The organism is Paraburkholderia dilworthii (genome assembly GCF_000472525.1).
Taxonomy (GTDB): domain Bacteria; phylum Pseudomonadota; class Gammaproteobacteria; order Burkholderiales; family Burkholderiaceae; genus Paraburkholderia; species Paraburkholderia dilworthii.
In genome coordinates this window covers 41,702-61,301 of record NZ_AWZT01000042.1, presented here as the reverse complement: position 1 = coordinate 61,301, position 19,600 = coordinate 41,702, and the positions used below count along the sequence as shown (strand labels likewise).

19 protein-coding genes and 2 pseudogenes are annotated in these 19,600 nt (G+C 57.1%); 9 read left to right on the top strand and 12 right to left on the bottom strand.

Going from position 1 to position 19,600, the window contains the following annotated elements; all coding sequences use genetic code 11:
• Nucleotides 1-370 precede the first annotated feature (370 nt).
• From F759_RS0127725 to F759_RS0127710, 4 genes are all read right to left on the bottom strand, one after another.
• Nucleotides 371-1,213 carry a tetratricopeptide repeat protein gene (locus F759_RS0127725; RefSeq protein ID WP_027802731.1) on the bottom strand — a complete coding sequence of 281 codons (843 nt, stop codon included), beginning with the start codon at nucleotides 1,211-1,213 and terminating at the stop codon, nucleotides 371-373.
• Nucleotides 1,210-2,160: a non-homologous end joining protein Ku gene (gene ku, locus F759_RS0127720; RefSeq protein ID WP_027802730.1), complete on the bottom strand. Its 951-nt coding sequence runs from the start codon at nucleotides 2,158-2,160 to the stop codon at nucleotides 1,210-1,212. The genes F759_RS0127725 and ku overlap by 4 nt, the downstream gene beginning before the upstream one ends.
• A 185-nt stretch (nucleotides 2,161-2,345) precedes the next feature.
• Nucleotides 2,346-4,853: a DNA ligase D gene (gene ligD, locus F759_RS0127715; protein ID WP_027802729.1), complete on the bottom strand. Its 2,508-nt coding sequence runs from the start codon at nucleotides 4,851-4,853 to the stop codon at nucleotides 2,346-2,348.
• A gap of 176 nt (nucleotides 4,854-5,029) precedes the next feature.
• The gene (locus F759_RS0127710; protein WP_027802728.1) at nucleotides 5,030-5,251 is read right to left on the bottom strand and encodes a hypothetical protein; all 222 of its coding nucleotides are present in this window, start codon (nucleotides 5,249-5,251) and stop codon (nucleotides 5,030-5,032) included.
• Nucleotides 5,252-5,983: 732 nt separating this feature from the next.
• On the opposite strand from F759_RS0127710, the gene F759_RS45230 reads away from it, so the two are divergent.
• Nucleotides 5,984-6,136: a hypothetical protein gene (locus tag F759_RS45230; protein ID WP_244438926.1), complete on the top strand. Its 153-nt coding sequence runs from the start codon at nucleotides 5,984-5,986 to the stop codon at nucleotides 6,134-6,136.
• Nucleotides 6,137-6,436: 300 nt separating this feature from the next.
• Entirely contained in the window at nucleotides 6,437-6,970 is a 534-nt protein-coding gene (locus F759_RS0127700; RefSeq protein ID WP_152530719.1) for a DUF1097 family protein, read from the top strand.
• 87 nt (nucleotides 6,971-7,057) lie between these two features.
• Here the strand turns inward: F759_RS0127700 and F759_RS41355 are convergent.
• Nucleotides 7,058-7,300, bottom strand: a pseudogene (locus F759_RS41355) (NAD(P)/FAD-dependent oxidoreductase); the annotation flags it as partial.
• Nucleotides 7,301-7,504: 204 nt separating this feature from the next.
• On the opposite strand from F759_RS41355, the pseudogene F759_RS44375 reads away from it, so the two are divergent.
• Nucleotides 7,505-7,921, top strand: a pseudogene (locus F759_RS44375) (integrase core domain-containing protein); the annotation flags it as partial.
• A gap of 131 nt (nucleotides 7,922-8,052) precedes the next feature.
• On the opposite strand, the gene F759_RS38730 reads toward F759_RS44375, so the two are convergent.
• On the bottom strand, nucleotides 8,053-8,544 hold the full coding sequence (locus F759_RS38730) for an SDR family NAD(P)-dependent oxidoreductase (protein WP_244438925.1): 492 nt from the start codon (nucleotides 8,542-8,544) through the stop codon (nucleotides 8,053-8,055).
• Nucleotides 8,492-8,641, bottom strand: coding sequence for an SDR family NAD(P)-dependent oxidoreductase (locus F759_RS45225; RefSeq protein ID WP_152530718.1), 150 nt, complete (start codon nucleotides 8,639-8,641; stop codon nucleotides 8,492-8,494). Before F759_RS45225 ends, F759_RS38730 begins: the two co-directional genes overlap by 53 nt.
• Nucleotides 8,642-8,933: 292 nt before the next feature.
• Here F759_RS45225 and F759_RS0127685 point away from each other — a divergent pair, with 292 nt between their 5' ends.
• From F759_RS0127685 to F759_RS0127665, 5 genes are read left to right on the top strand one after another with little or no spacing between them, the layout of a single operon-like run.
• On the top strand, nucleotides 8,934-10,157 hold the full coding sequence (locus tag F759_RS0127685) for an urea ABC transporter substrate-binding protein (RefSeq protein ID WP_084534356.1): 1,224 nt from the start codon (nucleotides 8,934-8,936) through the stop codon (nucleotides 10,155-10,157).
• Nucleotides 10,158-10,178: 21 nt separating this feature from the next.
• Nucleotides 10,179-11,045, top strand: a complete 867-nt coding sequence (locus F759_RS0127680; protein ID WP_027802725.1) for a branched-chain amino acid ABC transporter permease — start codon at nucleotides 10,179-10,181, stop codon at nucleotides 11,043-11,045.
• The gene (locus F759_RS38725) at nucleotides 11,042-12,205 is read left to right on the top strand and encodes a branched-chain amino acid ABC transporter permease (protein ID WP_063829674.1); all 1,164 of its coding nucleotides are present in this window, start codon (nucleotides 11,042-11,044) and stop codon (nucleotides 12,203-12,205) included. The genes F759_RS0127680 and F759_RS38725 overlap by 4 nt, the downstream gene beginning before the upstream one ends.
• Complete coding sequence (locus F759_RS0127670; protein ID WP_027802724.1) at nucleotides 12,202-12,921, top strand: ABC transporter ATP-binding protein; 720 nt, start codon at nucleotides 12,202-12,204, stop codon at nucleotides 12,919-12,921. The genes F759_RS38725 and F759_RS0127670 overlap by 4 nt, the downstream gene beginning before the upstream one ends.
• Nucleotides 12,918-13,640 (top strand): ATP-binding cassette domain-containing protein, encoded by a 723-nt coding sequence (locus F759_RS0127665; RefSeq protein ID WP_036025394.1) that lies wholly within the window; start codon nucleotides 12,918-12,920, stop codon nucleotides 13,638-13,640. The genes F759_RS0127670 and F759_RS0127665 overlap by 4 nt, the downstream gene beginning before the upstream one ends.
• Nucleotides 13,641-13,881: 241 nt before the next feature.
• Here F759_RS0127665 and F759_RS0127660 read toward each other — a convergent pair whose 3' ends face one another.
• From F759_RS0127660 to nthA, 5 genes are all read right to left on the bottom strand, one after another.
• The gene (locus F759_RS0127660) at nucleotides 13,882-14,649 is read right to left on the bottom strand and encodes a CbtA family protein (RefSeq protein ID WP_027802722.1); all 768 of its coding nucleotides are present in this window, start codon (nucleotides 14,647-14,649) and stop codon (nucleotides 13,882-13,884) included.
• A 13-nt stretch (nucleotides 14,650-14,662) separates the two neighbouring features.
• Complete coding sequence (locus F759_RS0127655) at nucleotides 14,663-14,872, bottom strand: CbtB domain-containing protein (protein ID WP_027802721.1); 210 nt, start codon at nucleotides 14,870-14,872, stop codon at nucleotides 14,663-14,665.
• A 245-nt stretch (nucleotides 14,873-15,117) separates the two neighbouring features.
• Nucleotides 15,118-16,374 (bottom strand): GTP-binding protein, encoded by a 1,257-nt coding sequence (locus tag F759_RS38720; protein WP_051377477.1) that lies wholly within the window; start codon nucleotides 16,372-16,374, stop codon nucleotides 15,118-15,120.
• Entirely contained in the window at nucleotides 16,371-17,084 is a 714-nt protein-coding gene (gene nthB, locus F759_RS38715; protein ID WP_051377476.1) for a nitrile hydratase subunit beta, read from the bottom strand. The genes F759_RS38720 and nthB overlap by 4 nt, the downstream gene beginning before the upstream one ends.
• Before the next feature lie 44 nt (nucleotides 17,085-17,128).
• Complete coding sequence (gene nthA, locus F759_RS0127640; RefSeq protein WP_027802720.1) at nucleotides 17,129-17,728, bottom strand: nitrile hydratase subunit alpha; 600 nt, start codon at nucleotides 17,726-17,728, stop codon at nucleotides 17,129-17,131.
• A gap of 746 nt (nucleotides 17,729-18,474) precedes the next feature.
• Here nthA and F759_RS0127635 point away from each other — a divergent pair.
• On the top strand, nucleotides 18,475-19,545 hold the full coding sequence (locus F759_RS0127635; RefSeq protein ID WP_027802719.1) for a porin: 1,071 nt from the start codon (nucleotides 18,475-18,477) through the stop codon (nucleotides 19,543-19,545).
• Nucleotides 19,546-19,600: the final 55 nt, after the last annotated feature.

The following is a 19,600-nucleotide window of genomic DNA, read 5'->3' as shown; positions in this document are numbered from 1 at the left end:
TTCGGCAATCCCCCGCTCGTCGGGCAATAGCCGATTGATTTCGGTCAGGAGCTCGAGACGATTGACGCAGCTATGAAGACCGCTGAAATCGACGCCGCGCGCTTACGCAAGAAACAATCAAGCACATACACAGGTTGAGCTGACTGGCACCGCGGATACGCGCTTTGGGGACATGCAGTAGCGCAGCGGGAAGGCATCCGTCACTCTGCGCCGTTCGCAACGAGCGACACAATCGCGCGCGACACAAAGTTCGTCGAAGCTTCGGGCTTACTTGGTCTGTTTGACGCGGCGCACGCCGCGGAAGAAGCTGACTTGCATGAGCGCGTGCCTGAATTGGCAGCCACGGATGCGACGCGCGGATGAAGCCTGTTCAGCCGACGAGCCGACGATAAGCGCTGAGATGTCGGACGAGGCCTTGCTTGTCGCCACGAATCTCGCTCAGTCTTGCGAGGTTGAAATGAGCATCGGCATGCGTCGGGTCAAGCTCTATGCATCGCAGATAGGCCCCTTCCGCAGCGTCATAGCGCTTCAGTTCTTCGAGAACGACCGCCCGGTTGAAGTGCAGTAGCGCGTCATCGGGGAAATGCTGTAAAGCCCCGTCGAAAATGGACAACGCCTCGTCGCAGCGCGTCTCAGCTTCGCACAGCAGTACGCCCAGATTGGTATAGGCGTGGTAATGCGGTGAAGGCGCAAGCTCAAGCACCTTCCGGTAGGCCTGCTCCGCACCGACAGCGTCGGTTTCGGTCAGCTGTTCGGCCAGTGCGAACCATTCTTCCGCCTGTTCTTCACGGCTCTCCTGGTTTCGCGGTACCGAGTCGAGAAACGCCACGTCCCCCCGGATAGGCGCGACTTCGAAGTCAAGCAGATGCTGGCCCGAATCAGCGTCCCATTGCGCCTGTCCCGACCTCACGGCCACGGTCTCACCCACAGACGTAATTCGAATCCCGGACAGTGGAAGCTCCTCAGGGAGTTCGGCTTTCAGCTTGGCAAGCGCCCTCAGAATCTTACGTGCAGAGACTTTGGCTGATTGCAGCTGGAACGCAGTGCGCAGAAGCACAACATCCTGGAAGGAAAATCGGAGCTCGTTCCGTCGGCCTCGCGACGGATGGACGAATCCGGCGTCAATCAGCCCGGAAAGGACCCGACGCGACACGCCCAACAGCGATTGAAGGCTGCGCAACGAGTAATCGTTTGACTGGCTCCGTCTTGTCACTTGCGTGCCCGGACCTTCGCTGGTGGTGCCTCTTTGACGTCCGGCTTCGGCGTCGCGCGCTTGACAGGCCGGCGAGGCTTGGCGGCAAGCACTTCGACATCGGCGGGCGAAGTCTTTTTCGTCACTGGCGCCTTGGCCGCCGCTGTCTTCACAGGTGCCTCACGTTTGTCCTTGTTGGCGCTGAGACTAGCCCGAAGGGCTTCCATCAGGTCAATCACCCGTCCGTCAGACTCTTCGGCTGGCGCCTCCGGCGACACAATCTGTTTGCCCGCAATCTTCCGGTCGATGGCTTCCAGAATCCGCTTCTTTTCTTCGTCTTCGTAAGCGGTCGGGTCATAGGCGTCTTCCGACACCTGGTCGATGATTTGCAGTGCGAGTTTCAGTTCCGTATCGCTGACGGTCACCCGTTCGATATGCAAATCGCTCAGCGCGCGCACCTCATCGGCGAATAGCAGTTGCTGGAACACCATCCCGTCTTCAGCAGGCCGTATCTGGACGATTCGGGTCTTTCCCTTGTACGACCATTTTGCGAGCGCACAGCGTTCGCTTTCCCGCATGGCGAGCTGAAGCAGGCTGTAGGGTTTGCCGCCGCGTTTGTCTGGAGCGATGAAGTACGCCTTGTCGTAGTACAGCGGGTCTACCGACTTTTCGGGGACGAACGAGACAATCTCCACGACGTGGCTCGCGCCTTCTTCGAGCGCTTTCAGTTCATCGGGGGCAAAGACGACGAACTGCCCCTTCTCGAACTCGTATCCCTTCTTCATGTCCGCGCGGGCCACGACTGCGCCCGTGGCCTCGGATATGTACTGCTGCTTCACGCGGCCACCCTCCGGCGTCAGAAGGTTAAATCCGACTCCGGCGGCGCTATCCGTCGCCGAATACAGTTTCACCGGTATGGACACCAGTCCGAAGGACAGTGTCAGCGATGCGATGGACCGTGCCGCCATGTGAGCCTCCTGTACGCGAGTGCAAGGCTTTACTTGCGCTGCCTGATACCAGTATCTGCGGCCAACGTTAGCGAACACGCATCTCGTATGCCGGTGAGTCGGCTCGCTTTCGGCCATGTGGGCGCTCTGCCGCGCTCCAACGCTTATCACTTGTGGTCGCTACATCTGCCAGCGCCGGCCGTCTCTCACCGGAGCCGCCTGATTGCCGACGCCAACGACTGTTTTGCAAGCCAGTACGCTTCCCAAGGGTCTCGCGATTGGAAGCTAAGATACTCTCTCGCCGTCTGCACCGTCCACTGCGCACCGCTCTTGAGGTCAGACAGTTGCTCCCAAGACACGGGCATCGACACGCCCATCCCCGGCCGCGCCCGCGCGGAGAATGCAGTCGCGGTCGTCTGCGCCTTTCCGTTACGCAGATAGTCGACATAGATTTTGCCGATGCGGTTGGCGGCCCCTGATGTTGCTGAAAAGCGGTCGGGGATAGTTTTTGCGAGGTGCCTAACGAACGCCTGCGAGAACGCCTTCACGGATTTGTAGTCAAGTCTGGGCGCGAGTGGGACGACGATGTGCAGCCCTTTGCCGCCACTCGTTTTCAACCAAGCTTGTAGTTCCAGTTCCCCAAGCAACGCCCGGACAAGAAGTGCGGCTTCCTGGACCTGCTTCCACTTCACGCCCTCACCAGGGTCGAGGTCGAAGATGACCCTGTCCGGCTTATCAATGTGCAGCACCGTTGAATTCCAGGTATGTAACTCGACGACATTCATCTGCGCCGCCGACATCAGCGCATCCGCCGTATCGACGGTAAGCAACGGCGGATGATTCATCCACAAACTGCGGTCGTGCGCCTTCAGACCAGGCATCCCGGTCTTCTCCGCGTGCTTCTGGAAAAACGTCTGACCCGCTATACCCTCCGGGGCGCGAACCATGGCAACGGGGCGGTGCGTCAGATGCGGCAGCATCCATTCGACCACGCTTTCGTAGTACCGGACGAGTTCAAGTTTGCTAACGCCACTCACGGGGTCAACGATACGCTCGGGGTGCGTGACCTTAACCTGCGAGACGGGAGCTGGCTTCAGCGGTTGTCCGGTTTCACGGACCACGCAATGGGCAGACTTATCAACACGCAAGCCCTTGAACGACGCCTGCCGGACAACGCCGTCTCCTGTCCACTCGGCGAACTCGACCTCCGCTACCAGCTCTGGACGTACCCACCGTTCCGCGCCCGCGGGGCGCCTGGACCAGCGGCTGGGTTTTGATATCGCCGCGTCGAACGGACTTGTGTCGCGCTCCAGAGGCAGCAGGCGCTGCCAGAGGTCCCGTCCTGTCCGAGCATTCCAGCCAGTGCCCACGCTACCTGCGTCGCGAAGCTTTCTGCCTACGTAGTAGCCGAGCAGCAAACTGCCGACTTCGCCCTCCTTGCCGCCCCTGGCGGTGAAGCCACATATAACGAACTCTTGCCTCAATCGACATTTCGCCTTCAGCCATGTCTGCGTCCGTCCGGACTCATATCGGGCGTCCCGGCGTTTCAACATCAGGCCTTCAAGTCCCACCGAGGCCGCCGCTTCGAACATCTGCGCAATTGGAGCGTCAAAGTCCTGGCTGAATCGTATCCGGTCGCTGTCGTTCTCGAGTAGCTGCGCCAGTCGCGCGCGCCTCGCCCATAACGGCACGCTCGTCAGGTCATTCCCGTCACAGTACGGAAGGTCGAAGAGAAAATAGACGACTTCGTCATTCGCTCCGCCGTCTATCGCAGTCTGCAACGCGCTGAAATCGGGCAGCCCGTCCCTGAGCACGACTATCTCGCCGTCAAGCCATCCGCTTGAGAGGGGCAGTTTCGCGATTTGAGCGGCGAGCGACATGAGTCTCTTCGTCCAGTCGTGGCCACCGCTCGTGAACAGTCGTACGCGCCCCTTGTCGACGCGGGCCAGCATACGGTAACCATCCAGCTTCGATTCGATTATCCAGTCGCCAGTGGCCGGCAACGACGAAGCCAAGGTCGCGCGCTGCGGTTCGAGTTTCGCGGGCAGCGGCGCGCTCAGTGCGGCCGACACGTCAATCGTCGGCTCAGGCTCACGCGAGGGCCGGGTCATTTTCGGCTCACGCTCTTCGATAAGACCTAGTGGCTTTGTCGTGACGCTGTCGGGCAGCGCCTTGATAACATCATATTCGGCCAACGGTTGCGCCCATTCATCGCGCTTCTTGAAAAGCATCCACTGGTCCTGCTTGTCTTCCGGCTTCGAAATTTTGACTAACTCCCACAGGCCGGCCAGCTTTTCGCCATGCAGTCGAAACACCAGCTTGCCCGCCTTCATTGCCCTACGAGGGTCTTCCACGGGCTCCCACGTCCCGCGGTCCCAGACAATCACCGTGCCGGCTCCGTATTGCTTCGGCGGAATTGTTCCTTCGAACGTCGCATACTCGACTGGATGGTCCTCCACGTGGACCGCCATCCTCTTTTCCTTCGGGTCGTAGCATGGCCCCTTGGGAACCGCCCACGAAAGCAGCACGCCGTCGAGTTCCAGCCGGAAGTCGTAATGAAGGCGGCTGGCCCAATGCTTCTGGATTACGAAGCCGAGACGCGCCAGGCGACGGCTCGAAAGTTTTGCAGGCGCCGGTTCAGGTGTGCGGCCGAAGTCCCGCATCCTGCTGTAGCGGCTAAGAGCTGGAGATTGCGAACCGCGTGCTGAGGCCATAGCGCAGTCTAACGAGAAGCGGTGTTGTGATGGACGCCAAGTCCGCTTTCGGCGCGCGAACTGCAGTTCCCGAAGTACTGCGCGCGGCCTTGCGGTATAAGTCACGCGGGGACTGCTCGAGGCGAACCCCGCGCCTGACGCGGGTTCGCCTTCGGGTTGCGAACGCGAGCGCAGACCTAATTTCGGGCTTCTGTGCCTCGCAACTCTCCATGCTTGTGGGAATGGGTCGCCGCATACTTCAGTTCGAAGTGTGCACCCTTGCCGCTACGCGTTGGTGGGAAGTGTTCGCCCTCGACGCACGTCACCTCGAACGTGTCTTTGCCATCATCATGGACGACGGAGTAGATGCCCGAGACTTTCACAATTTCGCCCGGCTTGTATGAATTGTCGCCTGCCATTGCCGCTCCTTCCGTGGTGGTAGAGACATAGCCGACAGCAAATGCCGTTCCGGGCGTTATCGCAATTATGTTGCGAGTTCGAACCGTCCCCACGCGCGCTCCACGTCGCGCCTGTCTTGACGTCAGCGCTCATACCATCGGCAGCTCACTTCGGCTCACGATTCGTTGTGCGGAAAGGACCGCTCTTATGTGAGGCCTTAGTCGCCGTACCTGGAACTGGAATACGAACGTATAACTTACGTACAAGGTGACGCAAGTAATGATGGTCAGATTGCTACTCGAAAGTCTGAGCTCTGCTAGACAATTGAAAAGAACTGTCGATACTCCGGGCAAGACAAGCCATCCGAGGAAAAGCCTGAACTGGCTGCGGCCTTCTCCGGTCCCCGCGAGCGCCCGCGCAGCCTTCCGTATGACCTCCTTGCGCTCTCCGCGAGGAACGAGGCAAGTTCCGGAACCGAGCTGTACAAGAAGTAGATGTGCATCGTGATGTCCTCTGCGCCAAACGCTCCCTCTATCGCGTTATCGTCACATTATGGATGCCCGTTCCACGCACGGTGCTACAAGAGCGACGGCCGCCTCAAAGGTAAAGGCACCGGGCGAGTATTGCGAGGACTTCAACAAGAACGAACGGGGCCACAAGAGAGCGCGTGTATCGAGCTACAAAGGCTTTGTATTCGTCAGCCTTGACGTCGAAGCTTCCGCAGTCTGGAAGACTACCTCGGCGACGCACGCATGTTCTTCGACATGATGGTTGCCCAGTCGCCGACGGGCGAACTCGAGGTTCTGCCTTGTCGCGCAACGTATCTGCGCCCGGGTGGCTTGGTGAACCAGTTCGGCGACATGTTTGGCAACAAGAAGTGGCGCGATGCATGCTTCTGGAAGTAGCAAGAAGGCGAGCGAACGCTTGCTCGCAGTTCGCCAGCGACCAACGGCGTTCAACAGCAATGAACAGCTAGGCTCTGGCCAAACCAATCATATCGACTGGCTCAATCGAGCCAGCGCCGAGCTTTTTAGCTACCTAGGATTCTTCCACTCACCATCGCGGCCAGCTCACCAGGCGCCGATGCTGAGCTGCAGCGAAGCTCTTTTTCGTCTAAGACTCTTCAACTTAACTACTTCGTTTACCTACGCCTTAAGGAGTTGAGTTGTTGACCCCGTCAAGTCAGAGTGAAAACAGGTGAAGACATGAAACTAAGGTTCTCAATCAACTTCGGAATCTGGATTGGACTCACGGCCGGCGCGTACGTCTGGCTCTATCTGGTCAGCCCGCTCGCCGCATATGGCGTCCTTCCTTGCACGTTTGTCGCCCTCCCAATCTTCCTGAGCGGTGGCGGCAAACTGGAGCAGATTCCCAGCCATATGACCAGCGCTATCGCAGGGGTAGTTTGGGCTCTCGGCTACCTAAAGGTAAGCGGCATCATCATCGCCGCCCACGTGTCGCCTCCGGTTGCATTCGGAGTCACTGTTGCGGTCGTCACAGCTGTTCTGGTCGCAATACACGGCGCGCTGAAGTTCTACGGGCTGTTCGGCAACATCCCAGCGATGTTCGGAGCGATTGCTTGCACCTTCTTTGCCGGCGGTGATAAGTGGCCGTATGTGATGGTGACGCTCTGCCTCGGCATCGCTCTTGGTTACATCAACATCTCTGGGACAAAACTCCTCGATGAAGACGGGCGATGGCTCCTCTTCCGCAACCGACTTAAGGGAACGGCAGCGTAATCTGGAGCTAATAAATCGTCGACGGCATGGTAAGGCACATCAAGCCGTGCCGTTCGTGACTCGGTGCTCAACTTGCGAATGCCTCGCCTAAAACCTGTCGGCTCGGAATGGGCTCGCGTCTAGGAGCAAGGGCTCTCCGGTCATCATTTCGGCAATAAGTCGACCAGTGACTGGTCCTAAAGTCAGCCCGTGATGAGCATGTCCGAACGCAAACCACAGATTTTTATGGCGAGGTGGCGGACCGATGAGCGGCATCATATCTGGTGTACAGGCGCATAAAATCAGCATGCCGAGCGGTGTGCCAGGGCTGGGGCGGAGTGGGTCTCCAAGAAGAGCGGCCGCGGCGCTCGAACGAGACCGCGGCGGATTTAAATCGAGGTCGCTAATGTTCCTAAAAGAGTTTATTCCGAGCTCAGAGGCTTCCTCCAAACTCCAAGGAAAAAGCCTCTTTACTTTGAGCTGAAGCGTTCTCTGCCTCCGGCAGTGTTCGCGCGTCTACCAAGAAGCGTTTCTCCAACCGCGAATCCGTCAACCGAAGCCATAAGCTGGGCTGCGACGACGAGTGGCTACACCGGGGACATGGTGCGCGACGTGGTGCTTCAGGCGGTAGAGAGCCGTTTCAATGGTGCGCTGAAGACCGACAGCGAAATCGAGCGGCTCAGCGATAACGGTTCATTGCCGAGGAAATGCTGATGTTCCCGCGGAAAATCGGTTTGAAGCCCGTCACGACGCCCTATCAAACGTCTGCAGAGCAACGGGATGACCGAGAGTCTCGTCAAAACGATAAAGCGAGACTACGTTTCGAGGATGCCCCAGCCTAACGTCAGAACCGCTCTACAAGACCTAGCCATCGCGTTTGACCATTACGAGGAGTCGCATCCGCGCAGCGCCTTGAAATACTGCTCGCCACGCGAATTCCGCCAGCGCGCCACTTCACCAACCGAAGCGTGACCGAGTGTCCCGACATGCAGGGGTGAGGCCACGACCGAAACCAAGATTTATCGCGCGGCTTTGCGACCATATTGATGCCGTCTTTTCGGGCCCACACCCGTGTCAGCAAGCCATGCGGAGTCTCTAGCCGGTCAGTTGGTGAGGTTACCTGTCTTCGCGACACCGGAAGCCAGATACCCACCATCGACGGGTAGAACAACGCCATTGATGTAGCCGGCCCTCTTCGAGGCGAGGAAGAGGATTGCGTCCGCCATCTCTTCCACGGTGCCGAGTCGGCGACTCGGAATCATCGCCGAATATGCAGCAATCGTTTCGTCGGTAAAGCTCTCGGCTGTCATCGCAGTTACGACAGGCCCCGGTGCAATCGCGTTCGCCGTGATTCCAAGCGGCCCAAGCTCCATTGCCAACTGCCTTGTAAGCCCGACAACTGCTGCTTTCGACGTACCGTAAGCGACACGCCCGATTCCTGCGCGCTCGGCACTAATGGAAGCAAGATTGACGATTCGGCCGTACTGGGCGTTCGCCATCGACCGAGCCGCCCGTTGAGCGCAAAGGAAAGTCCCAGTGACGTTAATGTTCATCAGCCTCTGCCAGTCCTCGAGCTTGTAGTCGAGAAGCAACAACGGATGCTCCCGCCGCGCTAAACGCTTGCGCAGTCCGCGCCCCAATTCCTGACCCTCCTCCTGTTACCACTACCGTCGTCGATTCAAAACTCGTCATCGTCGTCTCCATTTGAATAGTCAGGAGCAAATTGATATTCGGCAGGCGCTTATCAGCCACTCCGTAAGAGTCTCACAGGTTCCTAAGCGTTGGAATGTCATTCGTGTGACTGACTTGTCGAGTCAAGCGCGTTGGCAATTCTGTCCAAGCCGACGAAAAAGTGGCTACCTACCATCGGCTTGCGGGTCGAGCATGAACCCGCGTTTTCCGCGCGGCCACGGCCGCTTCGAGTTGACTGCCTCGCTTCCAAGCGCGATAGAGCAACGTCGTTGATGTTCCCTAAGAGATAGCTATGGACCGACGCTCGTTTATCCGAAATGTCGCAGTAACTGCCGCCGCTGGCGCTGCAGGATTTCCAGTTGCATCGCATGCCGCCGACGACATCGTAGTGGGCAGCATCCTTGACCTGTCGGGTGGACTCGATATCTACGGCAGACCGATGTCCGACTGTTTGACTCTAGCTATGGAGGAATGGAACGCTCACGGGGGGCTTCTCGGAAAGAAGCTTCGAATTCAGTCGTACGACACGCAGTCGAGCATGCAGTTGTATGCTCAGTTCGCGCAGCAGGCCGCGCTGAAGGACAAAGTCTCCGTTGTGCATGGCGGCATTACGTCGGCATCGCGGGAAATTATTCGACCGGTGCTTGACCGGTACAAGACGCTCTATTTCTACGAGTGCCTGTACGAAGGTGGAGTTTGCGACCGGAACACCTTCAGCATTGGTGTGACGCCCGGCCAGACCGTAGCGAAGCTCGTCCCGTACGCCATGAACAAGTGGGGGAAAAAGGTCTACGTTCTGGCCGCCGACTACAACTATGGACAAATAACGTCCCAGTGGGTCAAAAAGTATGTGCAGGACAACGGCGGCTCGGTTGCCTCAATTGATTTCTTCCCGCTTGATGTCACGAACTTCGCGGCCAGTATCGCGAAGATTCAGCTAGCGAAACCTGATTTCGTTGTTTCTGCTCTCGTTGGCGGCTCGCACATTTCGTTCTACCGCCAGTGGGCAGCAGCTGGTATGCGTGCAAAAGTTCCATTGGCGTCGACGACTTTCGGGCTTGGAAACGAGCAGGTGGTCTTGTCCCGGGAGGAAAGCGACGGATTCCTAGTAGCCTTCAACTACTTCGAAGAGTTGAACAATCCGGCGAACGTGCAATTTAAAGAACGCTTCGCCAAACGCTTTGGAGCCAATCATTCGCACCTCAACGCGCAGGCGATTGGCGCCTATCAAGGGTTTCATATATGGGCGCAAGGTGTATCGAAGGCCGGAAGTGTAGACCAGATGAAAGTCATTGAGGCGCTGGAGTCGGGTATCACGTTCGACGGGCCCGGCGGTAAGGCTTCCGTCGATGCGGCTACCCATCACTGCGTGCTCGATGTGAGCCTAGCCGAAGTTCAGAACCGTGGCTTCAAGATTGTGCAGACGTTCAACGCACAGCCTCCGAGCGACACAAGCGCTGTTTGCAACCTTATCAAGAACCCACGCGACAACAAGCAATACGTCATCAAGATTTGACGACAACAAGGAGGCGAACACATGGATACCCTTGTCATCTCAGTTGTCCAGGTGACTTATGCGGTTGCGACACTCGTAGTCGTGGCTTCAGGCTTGGCGGTCGTCTTCGGCATGATGAAGGTCATCAACCTTGCGCACGGCGAATTCATGATGCTGGGCGCTTATGCCACTATCGAGTTCGTGCACCTTGGCATCAACGTCTGGATTGCCATGTTCTTCCTTGCACCAGCCTTCGTTGCACTGGTAGGGCTTATGCTTGAGAGGCTTGTCATCAGGCACCTCTACGGACGCATGGTGGATACCATGCTGGCAACGTGGGGATTGTCGCTGTTCCTGGTCGGCGTTGTCACGTCGATTGTAGGCAATACCACCACTGGCATATCTGCGCCTCTCGGCACTTTCACCGTTGGCGGATACAGCGTGAGCACTTACACCCTGGTCATCATCGCTGCGGCTATCGCAATAGTCTTCGCGATGCGATGGATACTGACCGAGACTTCCCTGGGACTCATTGCTCGCGGCACCATGCAAAACGCGAAGATGGCTGATGCGTTAGGAGTTGACCCGAAAAAAGTCTACTCGGCAACGTTCGCAGTCGGTGCCGCACTTTCTGGGCTCGCTGGCGCGCTACTCGCCCCGCTCACGGGAGTCGTTCCCACTATGGGGGGCGCCTTTGTGGCCAAGGCATTTATCACGGTGATTGGTGGTGGTCCCGCGCTCGTTGCCGGTCTACTGAGCGCATCGAGCCTGTTCGGCGTCGTCAACCAGGTCGCAACTTACGCTTGGACGCCAGTCGTTGGCGAGGTCGCTTCGCTTTTTGCAGCCATCGTGATGCTACGCCTCCTGCCCCAAGGCATTACCGGTAGATTCTTTCGGAGGTCGTTGTGAATTCACGCACGAACCATCAACTCGCTGAGGCCGGACGCTCAGCGGTGGAAAGTTACTCGAAGTCGTGGCATAGCGCTGTCACGACACTCGTCATTGGATTCGGCCTCTACGTCTCGCTACCGTTGCTGATGGACGATTTCTCCCTCATTCAGACCACGATTTATGCGGTGATGGGAATCCTCGCGTTAAGCCTCGGTCTTGTGTGGGGCATGGGCGGCATCTTGTGTTTCGGCCAATCCGCCTTCTTTGGGCTGGGGGCCTATTCCTATGCCGTCGGGGTCAGCAACATGGGTGATAGCACGGTACCCGTACTGCTCGCCATTGTCGTGCCGGGGCTGTTCGCGGCGGTCCTCGGTTACCTGATTTTCTACGGGAGGCTCTCCGACGTCTACATGGGCGTCATCACGCTTACAGTCACTTTGATTCTCTTCAACCTAGTCAACTCGACAGCAGGGCCGGAGTGGACGATTGGCAACGCGGCTCTCGGGGGCTTCAACGGGATGCCGAACGTCGCGCCTTTGAATGTACCGGGCAATCTCGACGACACGATTACCCCGAGCGGACTGTTTCATCTTGTAGTGGGAACTTTGCTTGCAATCTACGCGTTGCTCCGCGTACTGATGGCGGTGAAGTTCGGACGAGTCGTGGTCGCAGTCAAGGAAAACGAGCAACGGGCGCTGCTTCTCGGATATGACACGCGAGTCTATAAGCTGCTAGTTTTTGTCATAGGTGCAGCCATAGCTGGACTGGCTGGCTGTTTCTTTGCCAACTGGGGCGCATTCACCAGCCCAACGGTATTTGGCCTTGCACAGTCCGCTCAAATTATCATCTGGGTTATGGTCGGTGGGCTTGGAACGTTCATTGGACCCGTTTTCGGCGCAATCCTCGTCCAATGGCTGACTACCCAGCTCGGCACGCAGCAGACATTTAACGCAAGCCTAATCCTCGGAGCGATTCTGGTCGTCTTCGTTTTGCTGATGCCAAAGGGAATCGTGCCGTCGATTGGCCTCGTCATCGAACGCTTTAGCCGTAGAACGTTAAGAGCTTTGGACCGACCGGACGCAGATTTACGTTCGTCAAGCTCGGATTCGGACGGCACACAGCGAGCGGAGAATAAGCGTTCGAGCCGCTCGCTAACCGCCGGAAAGGACGCGGTATGACAACTCCGCTGCTTGAAACACGGAATTTGAACGTACGCTTCGGTGGCGTGCATGCGACCCGAGACGTGAACTTCATTCTCGCCGAGAAGGAACTGCGCTGCGTCATCGGTCCGAATGGAGCCGGCAAAAGTACGTTCTTCAAGTTGCTCACAGGACAAATCAAACCCACCTCTGGAGAAATTCTCCTCCGCGGGACGGACATCGCCGGGGTTCAGCCTCATCAACCGGGCCGAATGGGCATTGGCATCAAGACCCAAGTACCCAGCTTATTCAATGGGCTCACGGTTTGGGAAAACATATGGCTTGCTGCGCGGCGAACACACACGTTTGCCGATACTGAGCGCGTAGTGCTCGAAGTGCTGGACCGAATCGGGATGCTCCGCTTTCGCGAAACAGTGGTCGGCGTCATGGCGCACGGCCAGCGACAATGGGTCGAACTCGGTGTGGTCATTGCGGCTGACCCTCCCCTGATTCTCTTGGATGACCCCGCTGCGGGAATGAGCGACAGCGAAGTTGCCCGCACGGCAGACCTCATTGTCGAGATAAACCGCAGGCATGCAATGGTAGTGGTCGAGCACGACATGAGCTTTATCCGGCGCATTGCCAAGAAGGTGACGGTCCTACATCAAGGAGCCATCATTCGAGAGGATGTGCCCGAGTTAATCATGAGCGACCCGTACATCCAGCAAATCTATCTAGGGAAGAAGCCGCAATGACTACCGTAAAGCCAATCCTAGAAGCAGTTGAGCTTTACGGCGGATATGGAGCGATTCCTGTCCTCTCCAACATCTCCCTGTCTGTGCAGGTGGGAGAGGCGGTGGGCGTCCTTGGTCATAACGGGATGGGGAAAACGACGCTCATGCGGACGCTTGTGGGCGCACTACCTGTAACGGCTGGTGAGGTCCTATTCCAAGGCGAATCAATCACTGGACTGCGGCCTCATCAACGCGCACGTCGTGGAATGGCATATGTTCCGCAGGGCCGCGAGATATTCCCCACGCTCTCGGTCTACGACAACCTCAAATTTGGCGCCATCCATTCAGGTGGTGAAGCAAAGTCCATCATTGACGAGCTGCTCGTCGATTTTCCTCGGCTCGGGAAGCTTCTCGACCGCCTTGGCGGCTCGCTCTCGGGCGGCGAGCAGCAACTCCTCGCTCTAGCTCGTGCTTTGGCCGGTCGCCCCTCGTTGCTCCTACTTGACGAGCCCACCGAGGGAATTCAGCCGTCCATCATCGAAGAAATCACTGAGACATTGTCCGCGCTACGAGCGCGCAAGAATCTAACGATAGTCTTGGTGGAGCAGAATCTGGAGTTTTTGGTGGCCGTGGTCGAGCGCGTCCTGGTTATTCGCCGAGGTCAGCTGGGTGGAGAGATTCCACGCGAGCACCTGCGTGACCTCGACATCGTCAATCAGTATGCTGGAGTCCACGCATAACAGTCCCCAATCTGTCCTTCCTTGCCTCCTGAATATGCCGCGGCTGAGCAAGTGGACGCCTACCTGCGCTCGCCTTTTCGGTGACCGTTTCAAGGCAGGCTAGTCGTGGAGAACTCGGTAGCGCTGCAGACCGAGAGAGATGAGCAGCGACGGCAGATAGGACAGTAAAAGGAAAGAAGCGGGCATGCTCGCTTCTTTCCTTTCCGAGACGACTGTGTCAGCACACGCGGCTTCTTCGCGCTCAACCTACACGGGCGCGACCTTCGCCCTCGCGACTGCGCCGCTCGGAATGTTCGACCCAAGCCCCGAACAGCAACCCAATGACCGTCCACATAATCATCTGCATACCGATGGCCACAAGGCGGAACTTCCAAAGCAGAGTGGCGGGAAAATCTGGGGGAGCTTCGTTGATAGCCGGAAAACCAAGTTGCACGGCTGTGACGAGAGCGATAAAAATCCCACACGCCAGAATTGAGGCGTTCCAGTTTCCGAATCTTTTCGCAAGGTGACTGCGCATGTTCACCGAGAACACCGTAACAGCAACTGAGACGGCCAACAAAACGAAATACAGCGCCGTTCGATAGCCGATAGTATCGGGGTCTCCTATTGAAGGTGGATTCGCCGGATATTTTATCGTGGGTACTGCAACGAGGGAGACGAATGCACCCACGGCGAGCCAAGCGGAGAGAGTGCGAGCGCTCATCCGTCCGACTCTACCGTGCGCAAATGCAAAAACCAGTGAGAAGAGGCCGCCGACCGAGACGCCGTAGGCAACTACTCCGGTAAGAAGCCCCAAATCCGCCTGCGTTTCTCGGCTTACAAGTTCGGGCTCCGCTTCATCATGATGATGGTGCTCAGCCTCATCGCCGTGATGATGTTCACCAGCTTGTGCTTCGAAAGCGATTGCTTGCGCGACCTGGGGTTCACCCACAAGCCTGGCGAACCCAAACGTCAGCAAACCGGCGGCTATGCCGGCAAGCATTCCTCGAACGAGCAGTTGTCCGACCATGGCCTGCTCCCAATCAGTGGCATGGGAAGCCAAGCAGGTGCCGGCCGTCGTGAACGAACTCGTGGACATACATGCCCTTCACGATGGATGTTGCTCCTTCCTCGGCTCCGACAAAGTACAGAGCAAGCATGAAGAGAAGCCCTGCAAAGATGACGTACGGCAGCAATTCGCGAACAGGAATCGGCACCGGCAGCGCGTTGGTATCAATAACAGCCGTGGACATATTGCCCTCCAAAAAAAAGCGGTGCAAGAGAAAAAGGGGCGCTAAGAACGCAGATGACGAACCATAGCGCAGAGTTGAATGTGTTTGACTCGAATAGACGATAAGACTGCAAAAGACGAGCGTCTTTGTCCTGCGGGACAGACAACTGTTGCATGCAGGACAGGCATTGCCTATGAGGCCTCAATCTTCGAGCCGAACAAGTCAGTCGACTGCGGGCGTCGTTGTAAGCGCGCTTATTGACACTGTTACGCGTGGTGAGCTTCTTCCACTCCAACTTCCGCGTCAGCTTCAAACCGGTGAGCTCCATCAAGCGCGCGCCACATATCCGGACCTTCGGTTAGTTCGGCGACGGTGAGCAAACAAGCATCTAGTTGGCTATGGAGTTTTTGCCAGTCAACTCCTTGGCCAATAAATACGATTTCCTGCCGGCAATCCCCCGAATGCTCGTCCCACTTATCCTGAATAGCGCGCATGCGATACTCGTCTTGAGGCCATTCGGCCGGTGGCCGGAATCTCCACCACGTTCCAACGTAGCCCCACTTGAAGCGTCCCGCGCTCTGAACAAGTAGACCAATTTCCTTGTACCCTTGAGCCATCCAGATGTAGCCCTTGCATCGCAGCAGACGGCCGTTAGCCCACTCCGTGCTCAGAAGGTCGAGGAGTCGCCCAGGATGAAAGGGGGCACGCTCCCTGTACACAAAGCTCGAGATGTCATAGGTGTCTGACTCAGGCGGCCGAGTCTCTTCGGACATCTGCTTCATCCAACCCGGCGCATTGACAAGGCTCGGCAAATCAAATTTGCCTGTGTTCAGGATGGTCGAAGGCTCGACCACGCCTTGAGTCATCGGCAGGATTTCGGCCACCGGGTTAAGCGACGCGAGGATGGAGCGAAGCTCGATGAAGCCATCGTCGCCAATGACGTCCACGTGGCTGACCAGTATCACGTTCGCGTACTCAACCTGCTCAACGAGCAAGTCAGACAATTTCCTCTGCGCGGCCGCTCCGTCGTTTTGACCCACAGAATCCGACGAATACAATAAGTCTTTGAAGGTTTCGCCATTCACTACAGTGACCATCGTGTCGAGCCTCGCAAGCTCGCTGAGACTGAAACCGTTTGTATCGAGAAAAGCAAAGGTCTCGGCAACCGGCATCGGCTCGGAAATGCCTGTGGATTCGATGAGGAGGTAATCAAATCGCTGTTGACGGGCAAGCGTGCTGACCTGCTCCAGAAGGTCAGCACGGAGGGTGCAGCAGATGCAACCGTTAGTCATTTCCACCAGTTCATCACTGACCCGGTGCAACTCGACATTTCGCCGAACTTCGTCCGCGTCGATGTTGACTTCGCTCATGTCATTCACAATTACGGCGACCTTCATCCCAGCACGGTTTCGGAGGATGTGATTCAACAGAGTGGTCTTGCCGGAACCAAGAAATCCCGAGAGCACTGTCACGGGAATCCTAGGCGTGGAGTCCTCCGGCGAAAATGTCGAGAGAGTCGTCATGCGGGTACGCTTTGAGGCTGACTGTTCGCGGCAGGCGCGCCTGTCTCGTCCGACACGCCGGTCTCTTGTTCCGCCTTGTCCAAATAGGACTCAAACAGGTCGACCACGACGTGACCGCCATCCGCTTCACTACCCCAAAGTTCTTGGGCCGTGAATTGAACGTGGTAGGTCGGTTGTAGGACCGCGTCCTTGTGGCCGTGGCCGATGCTGTCAGGGAACGGCCATTTCGCGCTCGTCCGGTGCAGAATCACGCCGGTTTTGCCACGGCAGTACGCAGGAACGCGGATGTGCCCAGTGACGCACTCGTCGCGAACCGTGACCTTGTCATCAACCTCGAAGTGGGGCCGATTGGGCTGCGGAGCAGCGCGGCCTTTTGAGCGCGCGGGACTCGAGAGCGGGAACTCCGCGCCCAGCGCGTCATTCAACTCCTGCTTCGTCAGCACGCCGTGTTCGACCAACAACGACGCAGTCGCTATGACATAGCGCTCGAAATAAGGCGTGGCGGACTGCAGCCGGTGTTCGATGCGTTCGACGGCATGACGAACCTCGTCGACGCTGAACTTCTTCAGGTGCTCAACGCCGAGGAACAAAAGCGAGTAGCCAAGGTGTTCCCAGTCTTCCTTGAATACAGGCTTGTAGCTTTCAGTGTTGATGGTGTGTTCGACGGTGCCGAATCCTTGCCGGCCGCCGAGGTCATGAAATCCATCCATGTTGAATCTCCGAAATATGAATTGGGATGAAGTAACGAGGCAGCTTAGGCAACGTTCGGCAGCGCGACACCGATGAGCACGTCTTTGGTGACGAGCTTTCGCAGTTCTTCTTCAGTCATGCCTTCAGAACCGGCAGGACGCATCGGCAAAACGAAATAGCGGCTTTCAGCCGTCGTATCCCAGACCTGGACATTCATGTCCGGCGGCAATTCAGTGCCGAGTTCTTGAAGGACTTCTCGGCCTTCGCGGACCAAACGTGCGCGGAATTCGAAACTCTTGTACCACTCCGGCGCAAGACCCAGAACAGGCCAGTTCGTGCACGAGCACAAGCTGCACACGATGACGTTCTTTACCGTCGGCGTATCAACGACAGGAACCGGGTACTCACCTTGGGCACCGATATAGCCCATCTCAACAACCGCAGCGATGCTGTCCGACATTAGGCGCTCGTAGAATGCCGGGTCAGTCCAGGCGCGGGCAACGATGCGAGCACCGTTCGAGGGGTCGTACTGATTCGCGACCAGGTCCGTCATTTCCTCGATGAAACCATCCGGAATCAAATCCTTCTTCTTGAGCGCATCGAAGAGGGCAAAAGCCCGTTCGCGCGAGGATGTCGGGAGGGGAGGAAACTCTTTTACGTTCATGAGGGACTCCTGCTCCACGGTGGGGAGCGGATAACTTCTTTAGATTAGTCAGGGAAGGCCTTACGCCGCGGGGTGGCGTAAGGCCTTCGGACCGCGCCATGGCACTTCACCACTTCGTTGCTGATTGGTGCGCTGCCGGGGGGAGTTCGCGCACCGTCGGTGTTACACCTGCAATCTGCTTGTTACTCTGATTCAGCGTCATTCATGGTATGAGTGCCAAAAAAGGCTTGTTAGTCCAAAAAGGACACTCTTAATTGACTGTCACGGACGCAGATGTCCAAAGACATCCCCGGTTCTGACCTGATGGCGCCAGCAAGTAAACCACGCGACTGCTAAAAAGGATGATGATTAAGTGCTTCACGAACGGCCATAGTCGGCCGAGTGCTCTTTCCTTTTTAGTGCTTTGTCATCGAGCGCTTCCAAGATGCCGCTACCTGACGTCAGCTTGACGTCGTCCAACTACAGGCATGGACGTCAATCTCATGCATGGAGACTGCCAATGCACGAGGTGGAATCTGCACTACATGGCGGTTTCAGTACAGCCGATTGGCAAGGCCAAACAAGACCTTTGTTTTTTCGAGCAATAGTCTTCCCCTCACGCGCACTTGAACATCGACATGCCAGCTGGGTAGCATAGACTCCTCAAGGTTAAGCGAAAGTGTCGCGATAGCCCACCTCTCTTTTAGCGGCTCTTGTTTTGAGCTTCGTGAGACGAGGCTTTATATATCGCTATCCTACTAAATCTCATGAAAAAACGTATTCTCACCATGGCGCTTCTTTCCCTTGGTCTGAGCGGAGCAGCCTCGGGGCAAAGTGCAGTGACGCTCTATGGGCGTATCAATACCGGTCTTGATTTCGTGACAAATCAGGGAACCGCAGAAGGCTCCAAGAACGTGTTTCGCTTTGGGGACAATCGGTTCGCTGGTAGCTGGTGGGGGTTGACGGGAAGCGAAGACCTCGGTGGCGGTCTGCATGCTGTCTTCAAACTCGAGAGCATGTTCAGCCCGGCGACCGGGCGCCTAGTCGAGAATCCGAGCTTGTTTGACCGCTACGCTTATGTTGGTCTTGAGCAGGCAAACTACGGCTCCTTGTGGCTCGGTCGCTCAATGAGCTTGACTGATACGATGGGTTACTACATCGACCCGCTGGGCGAGCAATCCATCGGCATCGGTGGCTTTGCGAAAGGTCGGGCTTGGGGTTCGCGCGCGAACACAGTGACCTACAACTCGCCTACGCTGGCCGGACTCTCGTTCCGTGTTCAGAACGGCTTCGGCAATGACGCCAACGGGTTTCAAAACTCGCGGCAGTTCAGCGTGGAAAGCCAATATGCTATCGGCAACTTAACTGGCTATGCGCTCTACGAAGAGATACGTGATGCGAACGGAAAGTTCTCAAGCCTCTATGGTGCATCGCGCGAGTACATGGCCGGCGCAACATATAAGCTGAACAACCTGATGCTGTATGCGGGCTACCAGCAGCTAGTGTCATCAGGCCAGGACACCGTCGCTGACACGAACAATCCCCTAGCAGCGACGCGAAATCAACAAGAGTGGGTCGGCCTGACCTATCAATTCACGCCAGCGTTTCAAATGCAGGCCGCGTACTTCCATGCAAACGTGAATCATGGCGGTGGCGTCGGAAATCTGGGGGTCATTGGCGCGTCCTATGCGCTGTCCAAACGGACCACCATCAATGGCACCGTTGGCGCAGTCTTCAACGGTGGGAAGGCGAACTTTGCACTTGAAACTGGCGACGCAGCACCGCTTCAGGGACACAACCAGCAAGGCGGATACGTGGGTATCATCCACGTGTTCTAAAGCGCGTTGCGAGAACTTTGGCCTCCGACGCCTCGGTGCTCTGCCGAGGCGTGAA